Origin of the sequence: Escherichia sp. 93.1518 (assembly GCF_013368915.2) — a bacterium.
Lineage (GTDB): Bacteria > Pseudomonadota > Gammaproteobacteria > Enterobacterales > Enterobacteriaceae > Escherichia > Escherichia ruysiae.
On record NZ_JABWMT020000002.1, the window covers coordinates 124,055 to 138,414 of the forward strand.

At 52.6% G+C, this 14,360-nt stretch carries 9 protein-coding genes; 3 read left to right on the forward strand and 6 right to left on the reverse strand.

The features are described 5' to 3' along the window. Positions 1 to 10 precede the first annotated feature (10 nt). The 3 genes from HEN21_RS02205 to HEN21_RS02215 are packed head-to-tail and all read left to right on the forward strand — an operon-like array spanning position 11 to position 6,956. A complete protein-coding gene (locus HEN21_RS02205) occupies positions 11 to 4,525 on the forward strand; it encodes an alpha-2-macroglobulin family protein (protein ID WP_183082900.1) in 4,515 nt (1,504 codons plus the stop codon). After that, complete coding sequence (locus HEN21_RS02210; protein WP_176251997.1) at positions 4,526 to 6,175, forward strand: YfaQ family protein; 1,650 nt, start codon at positions 4,526 to 4,528, stop codon at positions 6,173 to 6,175. It abuts the gene before it with no gap. A 4-nt stretch (positions 6,176 to 6,179) separates the two neighbouring features. Next, entirely contained in the window at positions 6,180 to 6,956 is a 777-nt protein-coding gene (locus HEN21_RS02215; protein ID WP_016158657.1) for a YfaP family protein, read from the forward strand. A gap of 73 nt (positions 6,957 to 7,029) precedes the next feature. Here the strand turns inward: HEN21_RS02215 and atoB are convergent, their stop codons facing one another. From atoB to atoS, 6 genes are all read right to left on the reverse strand, one after another. Beyond that, entirely contained in the window at positions 7,030 to 8,214 is a 1,185-nt protein-coding gene (atoB, locus tag HEN21_RS02220) for an acetyl-CoA acetyltransferase (RefSeq protein WP_176251996.1), read from the reverse strand. A 30-nt stretch (positions 8,215 to 8,244) separates the two neighbouring features. Next, positions 8,245 to 9,567 carry a TIGR00366 family protein gene (locus tag HEN21_RS02225; protein WP_176251995.1) on the reverse strand — a complete coding sequence of 441 codons (1,323 nt, stop codon included), beginning with the start codon at positions 9,565 to 9,567 and terminating at the stop codon, positions 8,245 to 8,247. Beyond that, on the reverse strand, positions 9,564 to 10,214 hold the full coding sequence (gene atoA, locus HEN21_RS02230; protein WP_000339061.1) for an acetate CoA-transferase subunit beta: 651 nt from the start codon (positions 10,212 to 10,214) through the stop codon (positions 9,564 to 9,566). Before atoA ends, HEN21_RS02225 begins: the two co-directional genes overlap by 4 nt. After that, positions 10,214 to 10,876 carry an acetate CoA-transferase subunit alpha gene (gene atoD, locus HEN21_RS02235; protein WP_000850524.1) on the reverse strand — a complete coding sequence of 221 codons (663 nt, stop codon included), beginning with the start codon at positions 10,874 to 10,876 and terminating at the stop codon, positions 10,214 to 10,216. The genes atoA and atoD overlap by 1 nt, the downstream gene beginning before the upstream one ends. Positions 10,877 to 11,071: 195 nt before the next feature. Beyond that, positions 11,072 to 12,457 (reverse strand): acetoacetate metabolism transcriptional regulator AtoC, encoded by a 1,386-nt coding sequence (atoC, locus tag HEN21_RS02240; RefSeq protein WP_176251994.1) that lies wholly within the window; start codon positions 12,455 to 12,457, stop codon positions 11,072 to 11,074. Next, positions 12,454 to 14,271, reverse strand: a complete 1,818-nt coding sequence (gene atoS, locus HEN21_RS02245; protein ID WP_105284962.1) for a two-component system sensor histidine kinase AtoS — start codon at positions 14,269 to 14,271, stop codon at positions 12,454 to 12,456. Before atoS ends, atoC begins: the two co-directional genes overlap by 4 nt. Positions 14,272 to 14,360: the final 89 nt, after the last annotated feature.

Here is a 14,360-nt window from a genome sequence, read left to right on the forward strand (position 1 = left end):
CCTGTCTCTTGTGGGGACGGGAATTGCTAATGCTGATGATTCGCTTCCTTCCAGTAACTATGCGCCGCCCGCCGGGGGAACGTTCTTTTTGCTCGCTGACAGCAGTTTTAGCAGCAATGAAGAGGCGAAAGTGCGGCTGGAAGCGCCAGGGCGTGATTATCGGCGTTATGAGATGGAAGAGTACGGCGGTGTGGACATTCGCCTGTATCGTATTCCTGACCCGATGGCATTTTTGCGCCAGCAGAAAAACCTGCATCGCATTGTGGTGCAACCGCAATATCTGGGCGACGGGCTGAACAATACGCTGACCTGGCTGTGGGATAACTGGTACGGCAAATCTCGTCGCGTGATGCAGCGTACTTTTTCTTATCAATCACGGCAGAATGTGACTCAGGCGTTACCCGAATTACAGCTCGGCAATGCCATCATTAAACCTTCCCGTTACGTGCAAAACACTCAGTTTTCACCGCTGAAAAAATACCCGCTGGTGGATCAATTCCGTTATCCGCTATGGCAGGCAAAACCGGTCGCGCCGCAGCAAGGGGTAAAACTGGAAGGCGCATCCAGCAATTTCATCTCGCCGCAGCCGGGCAACATCTATATTCCTCTCGGCAAACAAGAGCCGGGACTGTACCTCGTCGAGGCAATGGTAGGTGGGTATCGGGCGACAACGGTGGTGTTTGTTTCCGATACCGTGGCGCTTAGTAAAGTGTCAGGTAGCGAGCTTCTGGTGTGGACCGCTGGCAAAAAACGGGGTGAAGCTAAACCTGGTTCGGAAATTCTGTGGACTGACGGTCTTGGCGTGATGACACGTGGTGTGACTGATGATAGTGGCACCTTGCAGTTACAACATATATCGCCGGAACGTTCATACATTCTGGGTAAAGATGCTGAAGGCGGCGTTTTTGTCTCCGAGAACTTCTTCTACGAAAGCGAAATCTACAACACCCGCTTGTATATCTTTACCGACCGCCCGCTGTATCGGGCAGGCGGTCGTGTCGATGTTAAAGTGATGGGGCGCGAGTTCCACGACCCGATGCATTCATCGCCCATCGTCAGCGCCCCGGCAAAACTCTCGGTGCTGGACGCCAACGGCAGCCTGTTGCAAACCGTCAATGTCACGCTGGATGCGCGCAATGGCGGGCAGGGGAGTTTCCGCCTGCCAGAAAATGCCGTTGCCGGAGGTTATGAGTTACGCCTGGCTTACCGCAATCAGGTCTACAGCAGTAGTTTTCGCGTTGCCAACTATATCAAGCCACATTTCGAGATTGGTTTAGCTCTCGATAAAAAAGATTTCAAAACTGGCGAAGCGGTCAGCGGCAAACTGCAACTGCTCTATCCGGATGGCGAACCGGTAAAAGATGCCCGCGTGCAGTTAAGTTTGCGCGCTCAGCAACTTTCGATGGTTGGTAACGATTTGCGTTATGCCGGACGTTTCCCGGTGTCGCTGGAAGGTAGCGATGCTGTTTCGGACGATAAAGGCAATGTAGCATTAAACCTTCCCGCTGCCGATAAACCGAGCCGCTATTTGTTAACCGTTTCCGCCAGCGATGGCGCGGCATATCGTGTCACCACCACCAAAGAGATCCTCATTGAACGCGGTCTTGCGCATTACTCTCTAAGCACCGCCGCGCAATACAGTAATAGCGGCGAGCCGGTTGTTTTCCGTTATGCCGCGCTGGAAGCTTCAAAACAGGTTCCTGTTACGTATGAATGGTTGCGTCTCGAAGACCGCACGAGCCATAGCGGAGATCTACCGTCTGGCGGCAAATCCTTTACCGTCAATTTCGATAAACCTGGCAACTACAACCTGACGTTACGCGATAAAGACGGCTTAATTCTCGCCGGGTTAAGCCATGCCGTCAGCGGTAAGGGCAGCACGGCGCATACTGGTACGGTAGATATCGTGGCGGATAAAACGCTGTACCAGCCAGGCGAAACCGCGAAGATGCTGATTACCTTCCCGGAGCCAATCGATGAAGCGTTATTGACGCTGGAACGCGATCGCGTGGAACAGCAGTCGCTGCTATCGCATCCGGCAAACTGGCTAACGCTACAACGTTTAAACGATACCCAGTATGAAGCCCGCGTACCGGTGAGCAATTCCTTTGCGCCTAACATCACTTTTTCGGTGCTGTATACCCGTAACGGTCAGTTCAGTTTTCAGAACGCCGGGATCAAAGTTGCCGTTCCCCAGCTGGATATTCGGGTGAAAACGGACAAAACCCATTACCAGCCAGGTGAACTGGTCAATGTTGAATTAACCTCTTTGCTGAAGGGTAAACCGGTTTCCGCGCAGCTAACGGTTGGCGTGGTCGATGAAATGATCTACGCACTGCAACCGGAAATCGCGCCGAATATCGGCAAATTTTTCTATCCGCTGGGGCGTAACAATGTGCGCACCAGTTCCAGCTTGTCATTTATCAGCTACGACCAGGCGCTCTCCAGCGAGCCGGTTGCGCCAGGCGCGACTAACCGCAGCGAGCGGCGAGTAAAAATGCTGGAACGTCCACGACGCGAAGAAGTTGATACCGCTGCATGGTTGCCGTCGCTAACCACAGATAAACAAGGCAAAGCGTACTTCACGTTCCTGATGCCTGATTCGTTAACCCGCTGGCGTATTACCGCGCGAGGGATGAACGGCGACGGGCTGGTTGGGCAAGGGCGTGCTTATCTGCGTTCGGAAAAAAATCTCTACATGAAGTGGAGTATGCCAACGGTATATCGTCTGGGCGACAAACCGGCGGCAGGGCTGTTTATCTTCAGTCAGCAGGATAACGAACCTGTGGAACTGGTGAGTAAATTTGCGGGCGCTGAGATGCGTCAGACGCTGACGCTGCACAAAGGGGCGAACTATATTTCGCTGGGGCAGAACATTCTGCAATCTGGTTTGTTAAGCGCAGAGCTGCAACAAAATGGGCAAGTGCAGGACAGCATTAGCACAAAGCTGTCTTTTGTGGATAACACCTGGCCTGTTGAACAGCAGAAAAACGTCATGCTCGGCGGCGGTGATAACGCGCTGATGTTGCCCGAGCAGGCGAGCAATATCCGGATACAAAGCAGCGAAACGCCGCAGGAGATTTTCCGCAATAACCTTGATGCGTTAGTCGATGAACCCTGGGGCGGCGTGATTAACACCGGTAGCCGTCTGATCCCGCTAAGTCTCGCCTGGCGTTCGCTTGCCGATCATCAGAGTGTTGCCGCTAATGACATTCGTCAGATGATTCAGGATAACCGTCTGCGGCTGATGCAACTGGCGGGGCCAGGTGCGCGTTTTACTTGGTGGGGGGAAGATGGCAATGGCGATGCGTTCCTGACGGCATGGGCATGGTATGCCGACTGGCAGGCCAGTCAGGCGCTTGGCGTAACGCAACAACCGGAATACTGGCAGCATATGCTCGACAGCTACGCGGAGCAGGCGGATAACATGCCGTTACTGCATCGGGCGCTGGTGCTGGCGTGGGCGCAGGAGATGAATCTGCCGTGCAAAACGTTGTTGAAAGGACTGGATGAAGCTATCGCCCGGCGCGGAACTAAAACAGAAGATTTCTCTGAGGAAGACACCCGCGATATCAATGACAGCCTGATCCTCGATACACCGGAATCTCCACTGGCAGATGCGGTTGCTAACGTTTTAACCATGACGTTGCTGAAAAAAGCGCAGTTGAAGTCCACTGTGATGCCACAGGTTCAGCAATATGCGTGGGATAAGGCAGCAAATAGCAACCAGCCGCTGGCGCACACGGTTGTGCTGCTCAATAGCGGTGGCGACACCACCCAGGCGGCCGCCATTTTAAGTGGTTTGACCGCTGAGCAATCCACTATTGAGCGCGCACTGGCCATGAACTGGCTGGCGAAATATATGGCGACTATGCCTCCGGTTGTGTTACCTGCGCCTGCGGGCGCATGGGCCAAACATAAGTTAACCGGAGGGGGCGAATACTGGCGTTGGGTTGGTCAGGGCGTGCCGGACATTCTCTCTTTTGGTGACGAATTATCGCCGCAAAACGTACAGGTCCGCTGGCGTGAACCGGCAAAAACGGCTCAACAAAGTAACATTCCGGTGACCGTTGAACGCCAGTTGTATCGGCTTATCCCTGGTGAAGAAGAGATGAACTTTACTCTGCAGCCGGTGACCGGTAATGAGATCGACAGCGACGCCCTGTACCTTGATGAGGTAACGCTTACCAACGAGCAGGATGCATCTCTGCGCTACGGTCAGGTAGAAGTACCGCTGCCGCCGGGAGCCGATGTCGAACGCACAACGTGGGGCATTTCGGTCAATAAACCCAACGCCGCGAAACAGCAGGGGCAGTTGCTGGAAAAAGCGCGTAATGAAATGGGCGAGCTGGCCTATATGGTGTCGGTGAAAGAACTGACGGGAACGGTCACTTTCCGCCATTTGCTGCGCTTCTCGCAAAAAGGGCAATTCGTTCTGCCGCCTGCTCGTTATGTGCGTTCCTATGCACCTGCACAGCAAAGCGTTGCGGCAGGGAGCGAATGGACCGGGATGCAGGTGAAATAAGTGAACTGGCGCAGAATCGTCTGGCTATTGGCGTTGGTTACTCTGCCAACGCTTGCTGAGGAGACGCCGTTACAACTGGCGCTGCGGGGCGCGCAGCATGACCAACTGTATCAGCTTACTCCGTCAGGCGTGGCAAAAGTCACGACGTTACCTGACACGCTCACCACACCGTTAGGGAGTTTGTGGAAACTGTATGTTTACGCCTGGCTGGAGGATACCCATCAACCGGAGCAGCCCTACCAGTGTCGCGGCAACTCCCCGGAAGAGGTTTATTGTTGTCAGGCAGGGGAGAGCATAACGCGTGATACCGCACTGGTACGTTCCTGCGGACTCTATTTTGCGCCGCAACGGTTGCATATTGGCGCGGATGCATGGCGGCAATACTGGCAACAGCGTCAGGCACCAGCGTGGTTAGCGTCTCTATCTACGCTGAAGCCAGAAGCCTCGGTAACGGTTAAATCGCTACTTGATTCATTAGCGACGTTACCCGCGCAAAACAAAGCTCAGGAAATCTTACTGGATGTGGTGCTGGACGATGCGAAAATCGGTGTCGCGTCCATGCTCGGTAGTCGAGTACGAGTGAAAACCTGGAGCTGGTTTGCCGATGATAAGCAGGAAATCCGTCAGGGGGGGTTTGCCGGCTGGTTAACCGATGGTACACCGCTGTGGGTTACTGGCAGCGGCACCAGCAAAACGGTACTGACCCGTTATGCGACGGCGCTGAATCAGGTTTTACCTGTACCGACGCAAGTTGCCAGTGGGCAATGTGTGCAGGTTGATCTGTTTGCTCGCTATCCGCTGAAGAAAGTCACTGCGGAAAAGAGTGCGACAGCAGTAAAACCTGGCGTGCTCAATGGGCGCTATCGTGTGACGTTTGCCAATGGTAACCACATTACGTTTGTCAGCCACGGTGAGACGACCTTACTGAGCGAAAAGGGCAAACTGAAATTACAGTCGCATATCGATCGTGAAGAGTACGTTGCCAGAGTTCTGGATCGCGAGGCGAAAAGCACGCCTCCAGAGGCTGCGAAAGCCATGACCGTGGCGATTCGCACTTTTTTACAGCAAAACGCCAATCGGGAAGGTGATTGCCTGACCATCCCCGACAGCAGCGCCACGCAGCGTGTTTCTGCTTCGCCAGCCACCACGGGGGCGCGGACAATGACCGCCTGGACGCAGGATCTCATCTATGCGGGCGATCCAGTTCATTATCACGGCAGTCGCGCTACCGAAGGTACGCTCTCCTGGCGGCAAGCCACCGCCCAGGCGGGGCAGGGAGAGCGTTACGACCAGATACTCGCGTTTGCTTATCCCGACAACAGCCTTAGCCGCTGGGGAGCGCCACGCTCTTCCTGCCAGTTATTACCCAAAGCGAAAGCCTGGCTGGCGAAAAAAATGCCGCAGTGGCGGCGTATATTACAAGGCGAGACGGGGTACAACGAACCAGACGTGTTTGCGGTCTGCCGTTTAGTCTCAGGTTTCCCCTATACCGATCGGCAGCAGAAGCGGCTGTTTATTCGTAATTTCTTTACGCTTCAGGATCGGCTTGATTTAACCCACGAGTATCTGCATCTGGCCTTTGATGGCTATCCCACCGGGCTGGATGAGACGTATATCGAAACGCTGACCCGACAATTATTAATGGACTAATGCTATGCGAAAGATTTTTCTTCCGTTGTTACTGGTGGCGCTTTCGCCTGTTGCTCACGGCGAAGGTGTGCAGGAAGTCGAGATTGATGCGCCGCTCTCAGGCTGGCATCCGGCGGAGGGTGAAGATGCCAATTTTTCACAATCGATTAATTACCCCGCATCGTCCGTCAATATGGCCGATGATCAAAATATCTCAGCGCAGATCCGTGGCAAAATCAAAAATTATGCGGCGGCGGGCAAAGTCCAACAGGGGCGACTGGTGGTCAACGGCGCCAGTATGCCGCAGAGAATTGAATCCGATGGTTCATTTGCGCGCCCTTATATTTTCACCGAAGGCAGCAACAGCGTGCAGGTCATCAGCCCGGATGGGCAAAGCCGACAAAAAATGCAGTTTTACTCAACGCCGGGTACAGGAACGATTCGTGCGCGTTTACGGCTGGTTCTCTCGTGGGATACGGATAATACCGATCTCGATCTCCATGTCGTTACGCCTGATGGCGAACACGCCTGGTACGGTAACACGGTGCTGAAAAACAGTGGTGCACTGGATATGGATGTCACGACGGGGTACGGTCCAGAGATTTTCGCCATGCCAGCGCCGATTCACGGGCGCTATCAGGTGTATATCAACTACTATGGCGGACGCAGCGAAACGGAGTTGACGACTGCTCAACTGACGCTGATCACCGATGAAGGATCGGTCAATGAGAAACAGGAAACCTTTGTTGTCCCGATGCGTAATGCTGGCGAACTGACGCTGGTGAAAAGTTTTGACTGGTAATTAATGAGGTGACTTTCACTGTTGATGTTTAAGAAAACGCCCGATGACTTTCGCTATCGGGCGTTTTTGTTCGTTAATTCAACCGTTCAATCACCATCGCAATTCCCTGACCGCCACCAATGCACAGTGTTGCCAGACCCAGCGTTTTATCGCGTGCCTGCATTGCATGTAATAGTGTGACCAGAATACGTGCACCGCTGGCGCCGATAGGGTGCCCCAGCGCGGTGGCTCCGCCGTTGACATTCACTTTCTCAGGATCAAAGCCCAGGGTTTTCCCAACGGCAAGGAACTGCGCAGCAAATGCTTCATTGGCTTCGATGAGATCAATGTCTGCCAGTTGCAGCCCCGCCAGTTGTAATGCTTTTTGTGTGGCAGGCACTGGCCCCATACCCATCAATGCGGGAGGCACGCCGCCGCTGGCATAGCTTTTAATGCGTGCCAGTGGTTTTAGGCCTGCCGCCAGCGCCGCCGATTCTTCCATAATCACCAGTGCGGCAGCCCCGTCGTTAATGCCAGACGCGTTCCCGGCGGTGACCGTTCCGGCTTTGTCGAAGGCCGGACGCAATGCAGCCAGAGCTTCTGCAGTAGAATCTACCTTCGGGAACTCATCGCGATCGAAGACGATGTTTTTCTTCCGTGTGACAACATTTACCGGGACGATTTCGGCGGTAAAAGCACCGGACTCAATGGCTGCTGCCGCTTTACGCTGTGAATGTAGCGCCAGTTCATCCTGCATTTCACGGGTAATTCTGTACTCTTTGGCCACGTTCTCAGCGGTAATCCCCATATGATAACCGTGGGTAGCGCACATCAGGCCATCGCGCAGGATTACGTCATAAACCTGCCCGTCTCCAAGGCGATAACCAGAGCGTGCTTTTGCATCGAGTAAATAGGGCGCTAAACTCATGTTCTCCATTCCACCCGCTACGATGCTCTGTGCCTGACCGGCCTGAATTGCCTGGGCGGCAAGCGCCACGCTTTTCAGACCAGAACCACATACTTTGTTGACCGTAAATCCGCACACCGTTTCTGCCAGTCCGCTTTTTAGCAGTGCCTGACGAGCCGGATTTTGCCCCAGCCCGGCCTGCAATACGTTACCCATAATCACTTCATCGACATGTTGTGAATCGAGTTTTGCGCGTTCAATGGCGGCCTGAATTACTGTTGCGCCCAGGTCGATGGCGCTGGTGGAGGCGAGTGAACCGTTAAAACTACCGATGGCAGTACGTACCGCACTGACGATGACACAATTTTTCATTTTATCTTCCTTCTGTCTGTAGAGTTGCCGTCAGAACAGCGTTAAACCAATGACGAAAATGACGCCGGAGAAGAGCAGGGCAGTGATGCAATAGCCCATGATGTCGCGGACACCGAGCCCGGCGATTGCCAGTGCTGGCAGCGCCCAGAACGGTTGTGCCATGTTCATCCATTGCTCGCCGTAGGCGATCGCCATTACCGATTTACCGAGATCAGCGCCCAGCGCCTGAGCTGCGGGTATCACGAAAGGTCCCTGAATAACCCAGTGACCGCCGCCAGACGGAACGGCGAAGTTAATCAGTGCAGAACTAAAGAAGGCCATTACCGGGAAGGTGTCTTTGTTAGCGACATTGATAAAAAATTCGGTAATGAGTCCGCCCAGACCGGAGTGCTCCATCATCAGTTGGATCCCGGCGTAGAAGGGGAATTGCACCAGAATACCGGCGGTACTGCGTGCTGCCGCGCTGATAGCACGCATATAAGCCATTGGCGTTTTATGTAGCAGCAGACCTGCAATCATAAACATCAAGTTGACGGTATTGATGGTGATGTTGAAGCCATGTTCGATGAAGTACATCGCCAGGTAAGCGATACCCAGTGCGCCGATGATCAACGTCAGGATGCGACTTTCCTCCAGTCGCTCGGATGGTGGGGCATCTTTCGGTAGCTGCTTCTGAAAATCAGCCTCTTCCATGAGTAGTTTCGGATCGATACTCACCACGTCGGATGGTTTTGGCATCATCATGCGGGTGATAAATGGCATCACTACAATCAACGCCACAGTGATGAAAATGTTAAAACCACTGAACAGAGTATCGCCCACCGGGATAATCCCGGCGATATGCTCAACCGGGTTGCCCGGTGTTGCAGCCAACAGAGGCATTGAGCCAGAGAAGCCGCCACCCCAGGTGAGAAAACCAATGTAGGCGCAGGCAATGAGCAACGGATAATCAGAACCGGGTACTCGCCGGGCGACTTCACGGGCGAACATTGCGCCGACAACCAGACCAAATCCCCAGTTGATGACACAAGCGACGGAACCGAAGAAAGTGACCAGCATGACGCCCTGTACGGGCGTCTTTGCGGCGGAGGCGGCAGTGCGCAGCAAGCTTTTCACCGGAGCGGAGCTGGCAAGGGCATGACCGGTAACGATGATCAGCGCCATCTGCATACCGAACGCCAGCAAGTTCCAGAAACCGTCACCCCACATCTTCACCATGCTGATCGGCGTTTGTGGTGTTAACCAAAGCGCGATCACGAACGTTAGCAACGTCAGCAACATGGCAAAGATCAGAGGATCGGGAAGCCACCGGCTGACAAAGCGCGTCATAAAACGCGAGATGCGACCAATCATAAATCACCCCGTTGCGTATTCAGATCGGTGGCGACTTCAAACTGAGCTTCGGTTTTTGCACGCACGGTGGCTAAATCACACCCGTCGGCAATTTCGGTGAGCCACATTTTGCCGTCAATGAAACGAAAGACAGCCAGTTCAGTGACCAGCATATGCACCGCGTGTTGCGCAGTGAGCGGCATGGTGCAGCGGCGCAAAATTTTCGGTGAACCATCTTTGGCGCAATGTTCCATGGCAATGATCACTTTGCGCGCCCCGGTCACCAGATCCATTGCGCCACCCATACCGGGCACCATTTTCCCAGGCACTACCCAGTTCGCGAGGTTGGCTTCTTCGTCTACCTGCAAACCACCGAGCACACAGGCATCAATATGACCGCCACGGATCAGCGCAAATGACATGGCGCTGTCAAACATGGCTGCACCAGGCAAAACACCACAAGGCTGTCCGCCAGCGTTCACCAGATCGGGATGCGCTGTTGTGACCGGGCCTAAACCGAGGAAGCCGTTTTCCGATTGCAGAGTGATATGAATGCCTTCTGGTAAATAGTTGGCGACCATCGTCGGCAGACCAATGCCCAGATTCACGATGTCACCATCACGAAGCTCTTGTGCCACACGGCGTGCAATACGTTGTTTCGCATCCATTATTTACTCTCCTGTGAAACGATGATGTGGTCGATAACGGCACCAGGGGTGACAATATGGTCAGGTTGCAGCTCACCGACTTCGACCAGTTCATCTGGCTCTACCAGCGTGATATCAGCCGCAAGGGCTATCAGGGGGTTAAAGTTGCGGGCGCTAAGTTGATAGGTCAGGTTGCCAAGTGTGTCGCAACGATGAGCGCGAATTAGCGCCAGGTCGGCGCGCAGCGGGCGTTCAAGCAGCCAGGTTTTGCCGTCGAGTGTCAGTGTCTGTTTGCCTTCCTCTACGACGGTGCCGACACCGGTTGGAGTGAGAAAACCACCAAGTCCAGCACCACCACAGCGAATTTGCTCGATTAGCGTACCTTGTGGCACCAGGACGACGTCCATCTCACCAGATATCATGCGCCGACCTGTTTCCGGGTTGGTGCCGATATGTGAAGCAATTACTTTGCGGACTCGACCATTGACGATGAGCGGACCGATGCCGGTATCAACAAACGCGGTATCATTGGCTATCAATGTCAGGTCGCGAACGCCAGATTCCAGTAATGCTTCAACCAGGCGGGATGGAGTGCCAATCCCCATAAATCCGCCCACCATGATGGTCATGCCGTCACGAAAGAAGCCGGAGGCGTCTTGTAATGTCATCAATTTTGTTTTCATTATTTATCCCTCTTGCATACACCGTTGTGGGTACAGTCAGGGAATAGCAAGGGGAGTGCCAGAATGAGAATATTGGATGTTGTTTCTTAACTGATTGAATAGAAAAGAATAAATCAGATGTGGGTTAAGAAGGAGATTGAGCGGCTATGCAGAAATTTGCGCACTGTGCAAATTTCTGCATAGCAAGTTTTGGTGTTATACATCCGCCGGATCGATACCGTATTCCTGGAGTTTATACATCAATGCACGGCGACTGATACCCAGCATTAAAGCTGTGCGGGTTCGGTTTCCATCTTGTTGTTCCAGCACTTCCATAATGATGCGTTTTTCGACGCGTTTAATTTCCTCTTTTAAATTACGCTCACCGACAGGGGCTGTTTTTGCCTCTCCAGCATTACAGACTGGCTGACGAATCTGTGGCGGAAGATCCTCAGAAAAAATGATCGGGCCTGAGTTCATCACGACGGCGCGTTCAATGACGTTGGAAAGCTCTCGAATATTTCCCGGCCATGACCAGGTGGTAAGCAGTGACATTGCCATCGGATCGATGTCGATAATATCGCGCTGATTCTCACTACTGAATTTTTGCAAAAAGTGATTAGCTAACAGGGAAATATCTTCCCGACGATCGCGCAGAGGCGGCAGTACTAAATGAATAACGTTAAGGCGATAAAAGAGATCTTCACGGAAGGTGCCTTCTTTTACCATCGCCTGCAAGTCACGGTTGGTGGCGGCAATGATGCGGATATCAACTTTTATGGTCTGATGACCGCCAATCCGTTCAAATTCCCGTTCCTGCGGAATGCGTAGTAATTTGGCTTGCAGTACCAGCGGCATTTCGCCAATTTCGTCGAGGAGCAGAGTCCCCTCGTTGGCGCGTTCAAATAATCCCTGACGCAAGGTTTGTGCACCAGTAAATGCGCCTTTTTCATGACCAAACAGTTCACTTTCGAGCAACGATTCCGGCAGCGCCGCGCAGTTGACTTTAATAAACGGCCCCTTTGCCCGCCGCGAATTGTAGTGAATCGCTCTGGCAATCAATTCTTTCCCGGTGCCGCTTTCACCGCTAATCAAGACGCTGGCCTGAGAAAGGGCAATTTTGGCGGTGTCTTTGCAGATGTCCATCATTGCCGGGCTGTTGGTGAGAATATGCCCCCATTGCCAACTGGTGCTCAGTGCCTGGTGCAGATGGCGGATCTCTTTTTTCATTGACTGGAGTTGTAAAGCGCGCTGAACGATTAAATTCAACTCATCGAGATCAAACGGTTTAATAACATAGTCAAAGGCCCCGCAGCGTAGTGCTTCGACGGCGGTTTCCACTTCAGCATAGGCCGTCATCAGAATAACGGGTGTCCGAGTCTCATGGCTGCGCATCTCCTTTAGTGCCTTGATGCCGTCCATCTCTGGCATACGGATATCCATCAACACCACGTCAGGGTGAATATCGGCAAACAGGTTTAATGCTGTGCGTCCGTTGTTCGCACAATGTGTTTCGTATCCTTGTAGTGCAAAAGCGGTGCTCAGCATACGGCGAACATTATCTTCATCATCAACAATAAGGATGCGATTAATAGCGGTCATACGGTCTGATTTCCCTGTGGGTTGATCGGTAAAATAAGGGTGAAGGTTGCGCCGTAGCCCGGCAAACTGGTGACGCGAATATCACCCTGATGGGCGTTAATGATGCGTTGACTTAACGCCAGACCAAGCCCGGTTCCTGAGGCTTTGGTGGTGAAAAAGGGATCGAAGATCTTTTTTTGCAGCGAGAGATCAATGCCACAGCCGTTGTCTTCTATCGAAATGGCCTGTTGTGAGTCGCTGTACTGCCAGGTTCGAATGCGAATTTTCCCTCGTGCACTGATAGCCTGGACGGCATTGATCAGGATATTCAGTAGTACCTGTTTGAGCAGTTCACGATCGGCGATAATCGGACTTAATTCATTATCCAGTTCGCTTATGAAGTCGACCCGCGCTTGTACGCCGGCGGTTTGCACCAGTACCAGCGTTTCTTCAATCAATGCATTGAGGCTGACTTGTTGCCATTGACTGTGGCGTGGGCGTGAAAAATCGAGCAATTGCTGAATGACTTTGTTAATTGAGTCGATTTCTTTGAGTACTACGGACAGATATTCCTGATGTATTGGGTCAGTGGTTTGTTGGCGCAAGATCTGTACATAACCACGAATAGCCGTCAGCGGATTACGGACTTCATGCGCCACACCAGCCATCAGCTCACCCAGTGTGGCGAGGCGTTCAGCTTGCGCCATGCGGCGTTGGGTTTCTTTGCGGGCAGTTAAATCAGAGAAAATCACCAAAGCACCTATCATTTCACCATGCGTGTTATGAATACGGCTGGTAGTGACACTGATTTCAATGGTGCGGTCTCGGCCTGGAAAACTGATCTCCAGCGCCACGTGTTCGGTGCCATGTTCCAGCGTATCCAGAACGGGACTGTAGAACTGAGTATTGTCGAACAACATGGAGTAAGGCTGCCCTACCAGTTCATGACGTTGATAGCCAGTGATGACTTCTGCTGCTGGGTTCATGGTGGTTACATCACCCTGGCGGTCGATGGCAATGACGCCATCGGCAGCGTTTTCAATAATCAGATCGTTAAGTGTCCGCGTTTCACGCAGTGCCTGGGCGAGGTTGTTAACACTCTGACTGATTTGCCCCATTTCACCGGGCAATTGTGGTAATCGAGTGGGAATATTTTGCGCCAGATTCGAGAGGCCGTCGGTGATGATATCTATATTGGCGCTCAGGCGACGGGAGAAAAGCACAATCAACAGCAGGCTTATCAGCAAACCGGCGGTGAGTACAATGATAATCCTCACATCCATTTTCCAGGCCTGGCGGCGAATATCTTCGGTTAATTCATTGGCCCAGATATAACCGAGGACTTCACCATTACGTTCAATGGGGATCATTGAATTCAAAATATCGCCGCGCACCTGCCTGCCTGAATAAACCAAAGGGGTATTTGTACGCATAACTTCGCGACCAGGGTGATCCGCAGCAATCGTCACGCCCACATTATTCTGATATAGCGATGAAGGCGCGTAGGTGATTATCGCATCCAGCGTCTTGTTATAATAACCAGCACCTATGCCAGGAAAGGCGCGAGTAATATTTTCGGTAATGGGGGCAAGCTCTGCATTCAATGCGCGGATACGCTCCTCACGCGGTAAGTCGATATAGAGATCGTAGCGATCGCCTAACGCCTGATTAAGCAGGTTGAGCACGGCAGAAAGTTTTTTCTCTTTTTCAGATAAGACTGCTGAACGTCCTTCCGTTTCTACGATATAACCAATAGTAAGCGTTGGGACAATGACCATCAGGATTGCCATCAGGATCATTTGATTGCGTAAGCGGCGAGGATATATCCATTTCATATTACGCGTCCTTTTCTCCATCAGTATTGTTCCGGCATAGCACTATTATTGGGGGTTAAGGTGATGATTTCTCGGCGGTGTATCATATT